This window comes from Staphylococcus sp. FW104-15G4D (assembly GCF_058790135.1).
Window position 1 is genome coordinate 503,790 of sequence record NZ_JBYTCH010000002.1, and the last position, 16,340, is coordinate 520,129.

General features: G+C 35.2%; 11 protein-coding genes. 4 read left to right on the forward strand and 7 right to left on the reverse strand.

Features of this window, described 5'->3' with window-relative positions; genetic code table 11:
• Positions 1-4: 4 nt before the first annotated feature.
• The gene (locus AC3WQX_RS08815; RefSeq protein WP_492740067.1) at positions 5-1,981 is read left to right on the forward strand and encodes a fructose-specific PTS transporter subunit EIIC; all 1,977 of its coding nucleotides are present in this window, start codon (positions 5-7) and stop codon (positions 1,979-1,981) included.
• A 13-nt stretch (positions 1,982-1,994) separates the two neighbouring features.
• Positions 1,995-2,930 (forward strand): mannose-6-phosphate isomerase, class I, encoded by a 936-nt coding sequence (gene manA / locus AC3WQX_RS08820; RefSeq protein WP_030062681.1) that lies wholly within the window; start codon positions 1,995-1,997, stop codon positions 2,928-2,930.
• Between the two features lie 67 nt (positions 2,931-2,997).
• Here manA and AC3WQX_RS08825 read toward each other — a convergent pair whose 3' ends face one another.
• Positions 2,998-5,850: a YhgE/Pip domain-containing protein gene (locus tag AC3WQX_RS08825; protein WP_049427766.1), complete on the reverse strand. Its 2,853-nt coding sequence runs from the start codon at positions 5,848-5,850 to the stop codon at positions 2,998-3,000.
• Between the two features lie 292 nt (positions 5,851-6,142).
• On the opposite strand from AC3WQX_RS08825, the gene AC3WQX_RS08830 reads away from it, so the two are divergent.
• A complete protein-coding gene (locus tag AC3WQX_RS08830; protein ID WP_030062683.1) occupies positions 6,143-8,239 on the forward strand; it encodes an amidase domain-containing protein in 2,097 nt (698 codons plus the stop codon).
• Between the two features lie 165 nt (positions 8,240-8,404).
• On the opposite strand, the gene AC3WQX_RS08835 is transcribed toward AC3WQX_RS08830, so the two are convergent.
• Positions 8,405-8,965 (reverse strand): cysteine hydrolase family protein, encoded by a 561-nt coding sequence (locus AC3WQX_RS08835; RefSeq protein ID WP_037550681.1) that lies wholly within the window; start codon positions 8,963-8,965, stop codon positions 8,405-8,407.
• Positions 8,966-9,116: 151 nt separating this feature from the next.
• The gene (locus AC3WQX_RS08840) at positions 9,117-11,081 is read right to left on the reverse strand and encodes a Rad2 family DNA repair protein (protein WP_030062685.1); all 1,965 of its coding nucleotides are present in this window, start codon (positions 11,079-11,081) and stop codon (positions 9,117-9,119) included.
• 251 nt (positions 11,082-11,332) lie between these two features.
• On the opposite strand from AC3WQX_RS08840, the gene AC3WQX_RS08845 reads away from it, so the two are divergent.
• Positions 11,333-11,761 carry an organic hydroperoxide resistance protein gene (locus AC3WQX_RS08845; protein ID WP_030062686.1) on the forward strand — a complete coding sequence of 143 codons (429 nt, stop codon included), beginning with the start codon at positions 11,333-11,335 and terminating at the stop codon, positions 11,759-11,761.
• A gap of 72 nt (positions 11,762-11,833) precedes the next feature.
• On the opposite strand, the gene AC3WQX_RS08850 is transcribed toward AC3WQX_RS08845, so the two are convergent.
• Genes AC3WQX_RS08850 through AC3WQX_RS08865 form a run of 4 tightly spaced genes read right to left on the reverse strand, consistent with a single transcriptional unit; the run spans position 11,834 to position 16,226 of the window.
• Complete coding sequence (locus tag AC3WQX_RS08850; protein WP_030062687.1) at positions 11,834-12,451, reverse strand: metallophosphoesterase; 618 nt, start codon at positions 12,449-12,451, stop codon at positions 11,834-11,836.
• 35 nt (positions 12,452-12,486) lie between these two features.
• Positions 12,487-14,136, reverse strand: a complete 1,650-nt coding sequence (locus tag AC3WQX_RS08855; protein ID WP_037550685.1) for an ABC transporter permease — start codon at positions 14,134-14,136, stop codon at positions 12,487-12,489.
• 1 nt (position 14,137) lies between these two features.
• Complete coding sequence (locus AC3WQX_RS08860) at positions 14,138-15,178, reverse strand: ABC transporter substrate-binding protein (RefSeq protein WP_030062689.1); 1,041 nt, start codon at positions 15,176-15,178, stop codon at positions 14,138-14,140.
• Complete coding sequence (locus AC3WQX_RS08865) at positions 15,162-16,226, reverse strand: ABC transporter ATP-binding protein (RefSeq protein WP_049427756.1); 1,065 nt, start codon at positions 16,224-16,226, stop codon at positions 15,162-15,164. Before AC3WQX_RS08865 ends, AC3WQX_RS08860 begins: the two co-directional genes overlap by 17 nt.
• Positions 16,227-16,340 lie beyond the last annotated feature (114 nt).

Here is a 16,340-nt window from a genome sequence, read left to right on the forward strand (position 1 = left end):
AGCGATGAAAATACTTGCTATAACATCATGTCCGAACGGTATCGCTCATACATATATGGCTCAAGAAAAGTTAGAACAAGCTGCTAAAGAAATGGGCGTAAATATCAAAGTAGAAACACAAGGCGGTGTAGGTGCTGAAAACATTTTAACTGCCAAAGAAATTAAAGAAGCAGACGGCATCATTATCGCTGCTGATAGACAAGTTGATCTTTCACGTTTTAATGGTAAACGCCTCATTAATGAGAACGTGCGTGAAGGTATCCATCATCCAAAACAATTAATTCAACGTATCATTGATCAAGACGCCCGTATCTATCATGGAAATGATTCAGAAACTCACAGCCACAATTCTGAAGAAGATAATGAACATAAAAGTGGCATGCAAATGGTCTATCAACACTTAATGAATGGTGTCTCTTTCATGGTGCCATTCATCGTTGTAGGTGGATTGCTGATGGCCATTGCTTTAACTATAGGTGGCGAAGCGACTTCTAAAGGCCTCGTCATTCCAGAGCATTCATTCTGGAAATCAATTGAAAATATTGGAAGCTTATCTTTTAAATTTATGGTTCCAATTCTAGCCGGTTATATTGCCGTAAGTATTGCTGATAAACCCGGACTTGTTCCAGGTATGATTGGTGGAGCTATCGCTGCTGACGGAAGTCTCTATGGCAGTACTGCAGGTGCTGGTTTCTTAGGTGGTATTGTTGCCGGTTTCTTAGCTGGTTATATCGCTAAATGGATTAAGCAAATTAAAGTTCCTAAAGCGATGGCACCGATTATGCCAATTATTATCATACCTATTATTTCTTCACTTATCGTAGGACTGATATTTATCTTTGTCATCGGTGCTCCGATTTCAAGTATCTTTGCTGCATTGACGACATGGTTAAAAGGTATGCAAGGCGCAAACATTATTATTCTAGCGTTGATTATCGGCGCTATGATTGCCTTCGATATGGGTGGTCCGATTAACAAAGTTGCCTTTCTCTTCGGTTCTGCATTAATTGCTGAAGGTAACTATGCAGTGATGGGAATGGTTGCTGTAGCAGTATGTACGCCTCCAATCGGTTTAGGCTTAGCCACATTTATTCAAAAACGTAAGTTTAATAAAGCTGAACAAGAAATGGGTAAAGCCTCATTTACAATGGGTCTCTTCGGTATCACTGAAGGTGCGATACCTTTCGCTGCCCAAGACCCACTTAGAACGATTCCAGCTAATATGATTGGTGCTATGGTAGCATCTGTCATCGCCGCGCTGGGAGGTGTTGGAGATAGAGTTGCCCACGGTGGTCCAGTTGTAGCAGTACTTGGCGGTATTGATAAGGTCCTTTGGTTCTTTATCGCTGTCATTATCGGTAGTTTAGTCACAATGATGACGGTTTTAATTTTCAAGAGACATACACCTGTGAATGAAGTGAATTCACACGAGACTGACCCTACCCTTGAAAATGATTCTACATCAGCAAACGATACAACAACACAAAGTAATGTAGCAACGACTGCTCCACAAAGTGAGCCTACAAATGAAAGTAAAGAACATGAAGTATTTGCCGAGAATATTATTGAAATATCAAATACTGAACTTACGCGTGACAATGCGATTGATACGCTTATTTCTAAATTAAATGAACATCACTATATCTCTAATGTTGAAGAAGTTAAAGAAGCTATTCTTAAGCGAGAAGCAGAGTCAACTACTGCCATTGGTATGAATGTGGCGATTCCTCATGCGAAATCAAGTGCAGTCAATCAACCTGCCGTAGCTGTTATGCAAAATAGAAAAGGCATTCAGTGGGAAAGCCTTGATGGTTCATTACCGCAATTGGTCTTCCTTATCGCTGTGCCAAATGACAGTAATGATACGCATTTAAGATTATTGCAACGCTTATCAAAAGCTTTAATGCATGATGATACAAGAGACAACCTCGTGCATGCTCAAGATAAAAATGAAATCTACAACATTTTAAAAGAGATATAAAGGAGTGTAAGATATGGTATTGTTTCTTAAGCCTGTATTTCAAGAGCGCATTTGGGGTGGCAATGCTTTAACTCAGTTTGGTTACGATATTCCAAGTGATCAAACTGGCGAATGTTGGGCTATTTCAGCACATCAGAACGGACCTAATGTCATTGAAAATGGCAAACATCAAGGTAAGACGTTAGATGAGGTATGGGAAGAAGATCGTGCGTTATTCGATAACGATTCTAGAACACACTTCCCGCTTCTAACTAAAATTCTAGACGCTCATGATCAACTTTCAGTACAGGTTCATCCTAATGATGACTATGCACTTAAACATGAAGGTGAATATGGTAAGACAGAGTGTTGGTATATTCTTGATGCAGAACCTGGCTCAGAAATCATCTATGGTGTAGAAGCACAAACAAAAGAAGAATTAGAACAACTCATTGATAATAAAGACTTCGACCATTTATTTACTCATGTTCCAGTTCAACCTGGCGACTTCTATTATGTTCCTGCTGGTACAGTACATGCGATAGGTTCAGGCATCCTCATCTTAGAGACACAGCAATCTTCTGATACCACATATCGTATTTATGATTACGATAGAAAAGATAAAAATGGCAACACACGTGAATTACATTTAGAACAAAGTAAAGAGGTTATCGATATTTCTAATCGACAGCCGAATACTTCTCCACATACTAAAGAGATTGATGGTAACACTTATACGCAATTTGTGTCGAATACGTTCTTCACAGTAGAGAAATGGGATGTTTCTGAACATCTAACTTTAACGAAACCTCATCCGTATTGCTTAGTATCAGTCATTGAAGGTGATGGTCAATTAACAGTTGATGACGAAACATTCACTGTTCAAAAAGGTACGCATTTTATTTTAACAACAGAAGATAAAGCAATTCAGTTTAATGGACACATGGATCTAATTATAAGCCATCCTTAAATAAGCATTGCTTATAACTAAAATAATCCCTCGAATTGAATCTTACAATTCGAGGGATTTTAGTATATTATTCAGTTACTTTACTTTCTGCTGCACGTTTAGCAATTTTACGCATAATTGGATCCATCACAGGTTTCATACATATACCGAATATAATAAATCCGAGGCCGAACAATGTGAGTACGACAACTTTAGTAATTAATATTTCAGGTACAATACCACCTACAGTTTCACGTAAGGCGTCAATGGCATAAGTGAAAGGCAGATATGGTGAAATGGTTTGGAAGAACTGTGGTGTCGTTTGAATTGGGAATGTTCCTCCACCCCCTGCGATTTGTAATACGAGCAAGATAATCGCTACAGCTTTACCTGGATTACCTAACATGGACACGCATGTATAGATGATTGAGTTAAATACGAGTGAACTAAATACAGCGATGGTTACGAATAAGACTGGTGATTCCACCGCCGCTTTAAGTATCACTAGGTCACCTATCGACACGATAAGTGCTTGAATGATACCTAAGAGGAAGAAGAAACCAGCTTTACCCATATAGATTTGTCGTGCTGTTAATATAGGTCGCAAATGTTCATGTTTGTTATCTACTGAAAGTAAACTTACCATTAATAAGCCACCTACCCATATTGATAACGCTGTATAGAATGGTGTCATTCCTGAACCATAATCTTTCACTGGGAAGACATCCGTAGTCTTTTTATTAATTGGATTTGCAATTGTGTCTGCTTGCTTTTTCAAATCATTCTTTAATGTGTCTATAAGTTTATCGATAGCATCATCTTTGTCTAGTTTCTTGAAGACTTTATCTGCTTTTTTAAGATCCTTCTCAACGTCTGGCAATTTATTCTGTGCGAAGTCAGCTAGTGAAGCTAAACCTTCTTTCGCGCGTGGTTGATTCTCATTTAATAAATTAACAGCGTTGTCATATCGATTAAATAATGCCGGTAAATTTTGGTTTACTGATTGAGTGACATTGGCTAATTCTTGTTCCAATTGTGGTAAGTCATTGCGCACGAAACTAGCGGCTTGTGCAACATCTTTCTTCACAGTTGGGAAGTAAGCTTGAGCAGTTTTCATGGCATTGATGTAAGTTTGTTCAATACCAGGTAAAGTGCTTTGTATTGTATCAATACGTTCTTTACCATCACTTAAGATATCTTGACCTGCATTAATCACTTGGTTGATTGAGTTCAATTTCGATTGAATTGTAGATAAAGTATTCTGACCTTTATTTAATTGATCTGTAATTTCGTTTGAAACAGCTAATAAATTTTTGTTTAGTTCATTTTTAATATATGAACGGAAGTTATCAAGATTATCACTCAATTTTGGCAGTCCACGAAGTACTTTTACTGCTTCAGACTGGCCTGAACTACCATTTGATAAAGCATCAATTAATTGATTAGTTGTTCGTAAACTATCATTAATTTGGTTATTCGCCTTTTTAATATGTTTAATTTCTGATGATAAATCTACATCTTCACTTTTCTCTAGTTCTGAAAGAATATCGATCATTTGTTGATTATATTTAGTAGCATTTTCCAATCGAGATTTAATATTCTCAAGTGGTTCTTTAAATTGTGTAGGTTTATCTGATGCGATAATACCATATGCCATGTTCTTCAACGCTTTAATATCTTGTTGAGTGGCTTGAGCTTGTTTGTCTGTCTGATTTGATAATGATAATAACGATTCTGCTAAGGCGGTGTTCATTGATTTAATGTCGTTTTGTGTTAAATCTGAATCATTGTTAGATGAATCACCCATCGTACTCATTTGACTGGTCTTTATATTAGAGTAACTATGCCCTAAATCTTTATGGCTTTGGGTAGCACTTTGTTGCTGTGTCGTTGTCTGATTGTTTAAATCTTTATTCACAGCACCATTCACTTCTTGTGCTCTACCGGCAGCTTCTTGATAGTCTTTCACACGCTGCTTCGCTTGAGTTAAATATCCTTGTGCGTCGTTTAATTGACTACTTGCTGCATCAATGCCTTCACTAGCAATGTCTACACCTTTATTAATCTTAGGAAATTGTGCTGGCACATCATTCGAAGCTACATTGAGTAGTCGTTCGATATTCGGCATATAATCATTAAGTGCTAGGATGAGTTTCGCCTTCTCATTTAAAGCGGGAACAGCGGAATTGACTGCATTGAGTTTATCTTGAGCATCAGTAATATTAGCCTTATATTTACCTAAATCTCTAAATTTATTCGCATATTGATCTAACTCGTCTTGATGATTGTTAAGATAAATAACTTTGTCAGCGAAGTCGTTTATCTTAGGTAATGCATCATTCGCTTGATATACCGCATTTTTAATCTTATTGATTGTCGGCACATTGTCTTCTAATGTTAGACCGACTTTATTTGCTTCAGTTAACAATGCTTTCGTAACTGTTTTATTAAATTGCTCATTGGCTTTCTCTACAACGAGCGATGAACCTGTATCTGTCAGTTTCGCTGCTACGGCATTAATTTTTTGGTTCACTTTGAAATTAACGTCTGCTTTTTGCGGATGCTTTCTTAAGGTGCCAGTAACTTGATGTGTAAACTTACTTGGTATGTATATACCGGCATAGTACTTACCCATCTTAATTTCATGGTCTGCTTTTTCTCTGCTAACAAATTGCCAATCGAAACTGTCATTGTTCTTTAACGATTTGACCATTGTATCGCCGACGTTAATTTTTTTACCTCGAACTTTGTCACCACTGTCTTCATTTACTACTGCTACTTTAATATGGCCTGTATTACCATACGGATCCCACATCGCCCATAAATTGAACCATGCATAGAACGAAGGTAGAATAGCTAGACCTGCTAAGATCACCCAAACACCCGGCGTTTTCGCTACCCTCTTCAAATCCGTGATAAAGAGTTTTAGTGCGTTCTTCATATTCACACTCCTATTGAGAAGGTCTTTAATATTCATTCTTTATAATAACTCTATTTTTATTTTTGAAAATGACTCCCCCATCATTACTTGATCATTGAGGAGATACTTCTATTATTTTATAAAATTTCTAGGAAAGTAATTTATTTTTACAAGTAAGATTTGTATAATAAATGTATTAAGGCGCATTACGTTTCGTTGATAGATATCAACAATATAAGTTATAAGTTAAATTATACCAAATTCTCAATTATTATCACACCAAAATTAAACTTTTCGAGGGAGAAAAAATGTGATGTCGAAAAACAAATTGTTAATTTATTTACTATCAACTACGTTGGTATTTCCAACATTCACTACCCCTACGGCCGTTGCGAAAGATAATACAGATGACATGAATCAACAAACAAAGGTAACTCATAAAAGTTCACAGTCGAAAGAAGATAAACAAGAGCAAACTGATAGCAATCAACGTGCGCACCAAGCTGAAAAAGCTTCTTCTGAGAAATCTCCTTCTAAAGAGAACGGTAAATCTTCTAAAACGCATAAAAAAGATAATGATGTTAAAGCGGATAAAAACAAAGCATCCAATCAGTCAGATCAGAATTCTAACCAGCCGCATCAAACTACAACAGCAGTTACTGATCAAAATAAGCAAAAAAATACAAATTTAGTTGACCAATTTTACCATAACGTTGCTCAAAGTCAGTCTCATATGAACGACCTGTTAAAACCTGATAAATATGATGATAGCTTTAGTTTAACTACATTAATTCAAAATCTTTTTAACTTTGATTCTAATATTTCAAATTATGAACAGTCAGACGATCATACAAGTCAATCACCTTCCACTTCAAATAGAGATGATTCTACTGATAGTGATAACAATGATTCTAAAGAGGTAACATCGAATAAAAATACTAATTCAGACATTCCTTCTGAAGGAAGTCATTCCTCTCATTCTGAAGATCAATCACATCAAAGTAGTACATCATCTTCTAAAGCAGAAACAGATGATTCAAAGGTGAGTGACGCATTATCTCAATGGGAACAAGACGATGATAAAAATACTTCCCAGTCACAAGGTCAATCGTCTCAACAAGATGAATCTAAACAGTCATCAAATCAAACGCATCAATCATCTTCTAATCAAACAACATCACATTCATCAAGTGACAACAACCACTCAAGCGTATCTGATTCAGCACTAGATACCATTCTTGATGAATACAGTGAAGATGCTAAGAAGACCCAATCTAATTATGAGCAGAAATCTAAACATCAGAAGAACACATCGCAGTCTTCTCAAAATAATAATCCGCAACTACCTACAGAGAATGAATTGAAACATAAATCTAAACCGGTTCAATCGTTTGAGAATGATATTAAAAAATCTAATACGCGTTCAACAAGTTTATTCCAACAAGTACCACAAATTGAAGATGGCAAAGTGTCAGACGATAACTTTAATGTGGTAGACAGCCAAGATACTCGTAAATTTATTAAATCGATTGCTAAAGATGCACATAAAATTGGCCAAAAAGAAAAGATTTATGCCTCTGTTATGATGGCTCAAGCTATCTTGGAATCTGACTCAGGTAAAAGTAGTCTAGCTCAATCACCTAACTATAATTTATTCGGTGTTAAAGGCAGTTATAATGGGGAATCTGTGAACTTCAATACACTAGAGGCTGGTAGCGATAACCAAATGTTTAGTATAAACGCTGGATTCCGTAAATATCCTAATTTGAAATCTTCACTCCAAGATTATGCTGACTTAATTAAAAATGGTATTGAAGGCAATCCTACAATTTATAAACCTACTTGGAAGAGCGAAGCATTAACATATAAAGAGGCAACGTCACACTTATCACATTCTTATGCGACAGATCCGAATTATGCTAAAAAGTTAAATAGTATCATTAAACATTACAATTTAACTGCATTTGATAAAAAACGTATGCCAAATCTGAAAAAATATACTCAATCAATTGGAACAGAAACTTCAGGAAGTGATTTCAAACCATTTGTTGAAGCTAGTGGATCTTCTCCATATCCACAAGGACAATGTACGTGGTATGTTTATCAACGTATGCAACAATATGACTCATCTATTTCTGGTGATTTAGGTGATGCACACAATTGGAACAATCACGCTGAAAGAGAAGGTTACACTGTAACACAGTCACCTAAAAACCATACTGCTGTTGTCTTCGAAGCTGGCCAACTTGGTGCAGATACACAATATGGTCATGTTGGTTTCGTTGAAAAAGTCAACGACGATGGTTCAATTGTGATTTCAGAATCTAATGTTAAAGGTCTTGGCGTTATTTCATACAGAACCATTGATGCAGAAGATGCCAATGATTTAGATTATATTCAAGGAAAATAATAAGAGTTACTCAAGATAGCATGTCTCTTCATAGAGCTTGCTATCTTTTTTATTTTCCAGGAAATAGTTGAGTTTGATGTGTATTTAAAATAATCCCTCCATAAACAATGTTTACGGAGGGATTGCTCAATTTGTATTTCATCGTTATATAAGGATGTTACTTTACTATAAATGGTTTCTCCATGATTCGACTGATTCTATTTCGCATGAACGATTTAAAATTTGTTCTATTATGAAATCATGCTTATCATCTGAACGATCTCCCACAGCATCTTCTAAAACTGTGATTTGATAATCTTTATCTGCAGCTTCAAGTGCGGTACTTAGCACCACTCCACTTGTCGAAATACCTGTTAAAACAAGGTGATTAATTTGATTCGCATTCAAGAAGACCTCTAAACCACTACCTGTAAACGCACTAAAACGTCGTTTAGTCATGATTGGTTCATCCTCTGCAGGTTCTAATTCCTCAAGAATTTGTTCAAACGCATCATCCTCTGTCATGGATATACCGCGTTGTTTAAAACTTGAGAACACACGATTATGAGGTGAAACGTCTGCAAAGTTTTTCTCTAATGCAACACGCATAAAGACTACCGGAATTTGGTGTGCGCGTGCTGCTTCTATTGCACGTTGATTTGCTTTAATTAAACTATTAATTTGTGGCACATTATTTGCGATACCTTTTTGCATATCCATCACTAATAGAGCTGTTTGATTTGTCATAGTCATACTCCTTTAACTCTTTTTTCATGAACAGTTTCTACATTATAACGATATGAGATACTCATTCTCCAATTATTTATATTTATTTCCATTGAAAAGTCACCCAAACATTTTAACAATTTTAAGACGTCCGGGTGACTAAATTTATTAATTATGATGCATGATGTTTCTTACGGCGACTTACCCAAATCAACGTGCTTCCAATCACTAAAGCAATGATTGCAAATGGTAAAACACTCAATTTAAGAACTTTACCTGCAGCTGGTAAAGAGATATTGCCGTCGTCATTTAATATTCCACTCAATAAGCCATCACCTGAACCTAATGATAAATTGTTCTCTGGGGATGGTGTATCCATATTACCAATACCATCTAGTATAGAATCTTTAGAGTTTAAATTATCTAATATACCTGATCCATTTGTTAAACCTGCGAGTTGGTTTAATATATCAGCGAGTTGACTACTGTTGTGATGATTACCATGGATTCTATCAAGTAATGATGGGCGATCTTTTATTGGTGATAAAATATAATTTAAATCACCTTTAGCTCGTTTAACACGATTTTGAAGTTGCAATAAGTCATTTGCTTTACCATTTAAAGCGGATTGTATCAGTTGTAACGCATCTGTTTTATCATTTTGAATACGTGTAATGACACTTGCTAAAATTTTCGCTTTATCTTGATTCAATCGTGTCGCTAATATCGTTTCGATTGCTTCTTTTTTATTTTTAGCATTATTTAATACGCCATTTAAAATATCATCTGCTGTTGCGTGACCATTTTTATCAAAATAGTGTTTTAATTGATCAACAATTTGAGATTGACTAAAGTGACCATTGGCTAATTTCTTTGCTATTTGAGAAGCTTCATTGTTTCCTAGTCGCGTAGATAATAGTTCTTTAATCAATTTTTCTTTATTATGTGATTGATCCAACATTGATTTAAGAATATCATCACTTGAAGTAGTGGCAACGCCATCAATCTGCTTCGCGATTTGATTAGCAATGTCTTTATCAGATTGACCTTTAATTTTAATGTTTTTCAATGCACGTTGAGCTTCATTGTTACTCATGATGCTATGAAGTATATTTTCAGTGGTCTTAGCTTTATCTTTATCATTTTTAAGTTGATTTAATATCGCGTTTTGTTGTCCATCAAGTTTTTGATGCGCTCGATCAATTTCACGTTTTAATTTTTGCTTATTATCGTCGGATAAATGGTTATCTTCCTTAACTTTGCTTTCTAAAGCACCTAAATCATTCAATTTACGACTTAGATAGTTCTCATTATTATCATTTTGTCGTGATTGTCTCTGTGCAAGCGCATGTGTGATTTTATCACTACCTTGTAAGTCCTTAGTGATTTTTCCAATCGTATCCTCAGCATTATCCCTATTTTGATTAGCTTCTGATTTTAGTGTTGCTATATCATGCTCAATTTGATTTTGACGCTCTTTGTTATCAGATTGATTTGAAGTCTTTTTATCACTTTGACTCGTACTAGAACTTTCATTTGAGCGGAGAGAATCCACATCATCTTTGATAGAGTCTAATTTCTTGAAAATGGTCGTATCATTCGCCTGTGCTTTAGTATCATTGTCTTTAGCTTCTGTATTCTGTGTATCTTCTTTATGAATAGCGTCTTTATTGGGATGGTCTTCATTTACACCATTGTTTTGTTGATAGTTATCAACATTATTAGAAATGGCATCCAAATCTTCTAAAAATTGATCTAACTCCTTAGACGCTTTTGAATTGTTGTTACTATCATTAGAGACCGTTGAATTTACTAACTTTTCATTATGTTGTCTCGCATCTTCAATAATAGCATCTATTTTAGAGTCATCTTTGGCACGATCTATACGAGTTTGATAATCTTTGATATCTTCTTTTGATAAGTCTTTTAAGTGATTTAATTTATCTTTAGCTTCTTTAATGTGTTTACTTAAAGAATGATTTTGATCTTGCGATTGTGTCATCGTACGAGATGTCTCTGTAGAATCTGCGTGTGTATTGTGGGTAAATCCATAACCAATGATTGTCCCGCTGACAAGTAGTGCTGTACATGAGATTTTTAAATATCCGCTAAGTTGGTGTACACGTGTTCTCTTCATATATTTACTCTCCTTCTATAGATTTCCCAATTACTCAATTCAATGCCATTATATACCATTTTACATAAAGATACACTTATCATTTTTATTACACTCTTTTAGATTTCTGTAGATTATTTAAAAATAATATTAAATATAAAATCACATTTCTTGTAAGTTTGACTTAAATGGTATTATACTTCGTTATAACCTTGATTAGTTAAACAAAATATCTAATCAAGCGTAATCAAATAAGGTAAGGAGTTCTCAAAATGGCAAAACCTTTATATACTACGACAATGATTTCAAATGGTGGCCGTGATGGTCGCGTATTTAGCCCTGATAATACATTCGTTCAAAATCTAGCCACACCTAAAGAAATGGGTGGTCAAGGTGGTAATGACACGAACCCTGAACAATTATTTGCTGCTGGATATAGTGCATGCTTTAACAGTGCTTTATCATTAATTTTATCTCAAAACAAAGTAAACGATGCTAACCCAGAAGTAGAAATCACTATTGAATTAATTAAAGATGACACTGACAATGGCTTTAAACTTGCGGCAGATATCAAAGTAACACTTGAAAATATCTCACAAGAAGACGCTGAAAAATATGTAGAACAAGCTCATCAATTCTGTCCTTATTCTAAAGCAACACGAGGTAACATCGACGTGCAATTAGAAGTAACAGCACAATAAAAAATACGGTAAAGCCAAGCCATTAAAAAATCCCCTTACTATCACCAGTAGTAAGGGGATTCTTTGTTTATCCTACTTTAATTTAACGCGACGCTCTTGAATTTTAGCATCATCATCAGAAACCTTCACAGAATATTGTTTCTGCGATGTTAAATCTAGTAATGTTAAGTATTGATTATGACCTGCGCCAGTATCAATATCTATGACACGAGGTTCAATATGAATGTGATCTTTCTTATATCCTAATCTATAATTCGGCACATGACCGTGAACAATAACTTTATTTTTAGGTAAGAAGTGGTTTAAATTTTCTGGAGCATGGCCTGTAACAACTGCTCTTGATTGTTTGCGCATCGACTTACTTGTATCAATTCCTGCATGTACAAAAATATATTGACCAATGACTTTATAATATGGAAGTTCGTTGATAAATTGATGCCACTGTATCGCTGGTTTGTCTTTACGTTCGAGCCATCTTAATTCATGATTCCCCACTAACGCGATAGCCCCGTCGTTTACTAATTGTTTTACAAATTTTAATGTCCCCACTGAATCTGGACCATTATTGACATAGTCTCCGATAAGTACTAGTTGGTCATCTTTTGCATCATAGTGAGCTGCTTTCAGCAATCGCGCTAGAGACTTACCATGCCCATGAATGTCCGATACTGCTAATAATCTTTTAGGCATCTGTGCATCACGCTCCTCTCACTACTACTGAACTCTTAAAGCTTTTTCTTTCTTTGATACGTTTCTAATATGAATAAAATGATTGAAGTAATACCTATAGACATTATTGCCATTGCCATACCTTGGGCAGAATCTCCTTGCTCAAATTGACGGTAAATAAACGTTGAAGATGTATCCGTATTAGGTGGTCTCAACATTAACGAAGCAACTAATTCTCTCATAGATATGCAAAATATAAGTATCCATCCAGAAATAATGCCTGGTCTTAACAAAGGAAATGTAATTGTTCTGAACAATGTCCATCCTTTACTACCTGAAATCTGAGCTGCTTCAATAAGATTTTTACTTAAACGTTGATCAACCGTTCTTATGTTTTGAACAGCGTATGGAATATAAAGCACTGTGTAAGCAACGACTAATATTCCGATTGTATTATAAACCGGTAAGGGATTATGTTTATTATTCCAGAAAAGGATTAGCCCAATAACCACAATAATACCAGGTACTGTGTTTGGTAATAAACTTGAAAAGTCAATCACCCGACCTAAAGAATTACGTCTTCGTGTGATTAATACAACCCATAGACCAATTAAACTTGCTAACGTAGCCGAAATAGTAGCTAACATGATGCTATTAAATAAAGCTATGCCACCATTACCCGATAATACATTAACAAAGTTTTGCAAAGTAAAGTTACTTAGATGAAATCCTGACGATAACTGTTTCATAAAGGCATTCATAAAGATACTTGCATAAGGTAAAACGATAGTAACGATAATTTCACAAATAATAAATACATAACATATTATATTCCACTTACTGCGAGAATGAACTTTCACTTTATGTCCTTTTCCAGCATTAGAACTTAAGTGATTTCGCGATTGAAACCATTGTTGAAATGCCCATACTGTCATACTCACAGCTAATAATAAAGTAGATAATAACGCTGCTCTTTGAAAATCAATCGGCCATATAGAAGCACTATGATGAATTTCTGAGGTTAATACCTGAAAGCCTATTCTGTTTCCCATTGTGACTGGTGTACCAAATTCTCCGATTGTTTTAACGAAAATAAGCAATGCTCCCATACTATATCCTGATGCAAAAAGTGGCGCTATAATTTTACGAAAACGATAAAAGAATGTACCTCCGTAAATTTCAGCTACTTCTTCTTGTGATTGATGAATTGTCATGAGTGCATTTTTCAAAATAATATATAAAAATGGTGTCAAGTGGCAACTCATGATCAACACCATCCCAAAAAAGCTAAAGAAATATGGTGTCACACGTGAGAAAATGGGGCTGAGTTGTTCCAACAGCCCATTTCTCTGCATTGTTAGCATCCATCCCATTGATCCGATATAAGGTGGTGTCATAAATGGAATCATAATAACAAGATCTAACCATTGATGTTTAGAAAGTGACGTCTTTGTCATAATATAGCTCAGTGGTAGTGCAATGATTGTGCATAATATGACGACTGAAATACCTAAAATAACTGAGTTCCATAATATTTTAAGGTGGTAAGGTTGACCTAGTTGTTGGATGTGTTCCCCAAATGTGCCATCCTCACTAGACACAAACCCTTTAAAAAGTATTAAACATAAGGGCAAGATGATGAGGAGGAACAACACAATGACTGCTAGTACTTGGTTCACACGATAGAATGAAGAATGATGTCGCATATTATCTCATCAATTCCGTGAACTTTTTCAATACTTTTTCACTCTTATCACTTAAATGATTCCAATCATATTTATACTCTTTGATATCTTTAAGTTTAGCTTTACCTTTTTTCTTCTCTGCTGTTTTGTCTGCTGGAATTAAATAGTGATCATCCACTTGCTTTTGGCCTTTAGAACTAGTGACATAGTTCATATATTTTTTAGCTAACTCTTTATGTTTTGATGATTTTAGAATAAATGCTGGACGCGGTGAAATCGCTGTCCCTGATTTAGGATATTTGATGTCTACCGGTTCACCTTTTGCTTTCGCTGCATATACCATGTAGTCTACACCACCATATACAACATCATTGTCACCTTTAATCACTGATTCTAATGCAGGTTTATTCGCACCAGCAAGTTTCATGCCATTTTGCTTCAATGCTTTATATTCATCCCAAGCTTTACTTCCTTCGTTATTCACTTTAATAGATAATAAATCTAATGCCGTACCAGATTCTGAAGGATCAGGAATGGCAATTTTATTTTTAAATTTAGATTGAGTTAAGTCTTTGACGTCTTTAGGTGGATTTTTAACGTTTTTAGTATTGTAAGATAAACCTAATGCACTGCCACTAAATCCATAATAGTATCCGTCTTTATCTATCCAATCTTTATATAATTTTTTATGATTTTTAACTTTATAAGGTTCAATTAACCCTTTCTTCTTATAATCTAATGCTGCAGGTAGTGATGCGAGTTGAACTACATCTGCTTTAGGATTATCTTTTTCAGCTTCTAAGCGACCAAGAATTTCTCCAGTAGTTCCTTGGAAAACTTGTACTTTTTTACCTGTTTGTTTTTCGAATTGTTTGACCATATCATTAACTAAATTATCTGGTCCTGCTGCATATAAAACGAGTTTATCTTTACTATTTCCGTCATTTGAACTCGATTTAGAACTATTACTCCCTTTGTCGCCATTCTCTGGTTTATTTTGACATGCTGCTAATAAAACTACCGTTGCAATTAAGATTACGATATATTTAGTGAACTGCTTCATGTTTAGTTTCCCCCATTTTTATAAAGTAATTTTCAGGAATATCAAAGGTTAAATTGACCGTCTCATTCTCTTGAAAATAGTTACTATCGTAAAACATAATCGAGACACCATGCGATGATGCTGTATATTGATAACGTTCACCTGTGAAGCTCACTGTCTCAATGACAGCGGGTGTCGCTTTCGAATGAGTTGCTTCTTCTATATGTACGTGTTCTGGGCGAATTAATACGCCATATTTCCCCTCTTTAGTTTGGATAGAATGATTAAGTTGAAAACCTTCATTCGTGCTTAAAACTTGATTATGACTCACGCCTTCTAAAAATGTCCCCTTCCCAATAAATGTGGCAACTTCCTTGTTCTTAGGATGTTGATACAATGTTTCAGGCGTTCCATATTGAACGATACTTCCATTCGACATGACTGCAATATAATCTGACATACTCATAGCTTCATATTGATCGTGTGTGACGAATATAGCGGTCATGTCATATGTTTTAATTAATCTTTGAATTAATAACTGCATATCTTCCCTTAAACTTGCATCTAAAGCCGATAATGGTTCGTCCATCAATATCAGTTTGGATTGTGAAATAATTGCTCTGGCTAATGACACACGTTGTTGTTGGCCACCTGAAAGTTGATGAATCGCTTTATCATAGTGTTCTTCCAAGTGTACCTCTTTCAGTGCTTGCATCACACGTGTTTTTAAATCTTTCGTATCTTTATTTACCTTCAATGGATACGCAACATTTTGGAAAACAGTCATGTGTGGCCATAGTGCGAAATCTTGAAAGACCATCCCTAAGTCTCTCTCAGCCGGTGATACATATGTATGTTGGTTAGAATCATAATAAGTGCGCTCATCATGATTTATACTTCCAGAATCTGGTGTTTCTAAACCGGCAATTAATCGTAACAACGTAGTCTTACCACATCCTGAGGCCCCTAGGAGCGATACAAATTTACCACTCTCAATCGTTAAATTAATATCTTGAATCACAGTCCTTGAACCAAATGATTTTTTAATATTTTTAACTTCTAAAACCACATCCTCACCTCTTTCAATTACTACTATAGAAAAAGATTGTTAATAATTATTAAACAGAATGTTAACGCTAACTCAAAAAATTATATGTAATATGTATAAATGTATAGAGAAAAT

Bases quoted from the DNA above. Each gene is read 5' to 3' on its own strand.
- AC3WQX_RS08815 (WP_492740067.1), top strand. From the start codon at position 5: ATGAAAATACTTGCTATAACATCATGTCCGAACGGTATCGCTCATACA.
- manA (WP_030062681.1), top strand. From the start codon at position 1,995: ATGGTATTGTTTCTTAAGCCTGTATTTCAAGAGCGCATTTGGGGTGGC.
- AC3WQX_RS08825 (WP_049427766.1), bottom strand. From the start codon at position 5,850: ATGAAGAACGCACTAAAACTCTTTATCACGGATTTGAAGAGGGTAGCG.
- AC3WQX_RS08830 (WP_030062683.1), top strand. From the start codon at position 6,143: ATGTCGAAAAACAAATTGTTAATTTATTTACTATCAACTACGTTGGTA.
- AC3WQX_RS08835 (WP_037550681.1), bottom strand. From the start codon at position 8,965: ATGACAAATCAAACAGCTCTATTAGTGATGGATATGCAAAAAGGTATC.
- AC3WQX_RS08840 (WP_030062685.1), bottom strand. From the start codon at position 11,081: ATGAAGAGAACACGTGTACACCAACTTAGCGGATATTTAAAAATCTCA.
- AC3WQX_RS08845 (WP_030062686.1), top strand. From the start codon at position 11,333: ATGGCAAAACCTTTATATACTACGACAATGATTTCAAATGGTGGCCGT.
- AC3WQX_RS08850 (WP_030062687.1), bottom strand. From the start codon at position 12,451: ATGCCTAAAAGATTATTAGCAGTATCGGACATTCATGGGCATGGTAAG.
- AC3WQX_RS08855 (WP_037550685.1), bottom strand. From the start codon at position 14,136: ATGCGACATCATTCTTCATTCTATCGTGTGAACCAAGTACTAGCAGTC.
- AC3WQX_RS08860 (WP_030062689.1), bottom strand. From the start codon at position 15,178: ATGAAGCAGTTCACTAAATATATCGTAATCTTAATTGCAACGGTAGTT.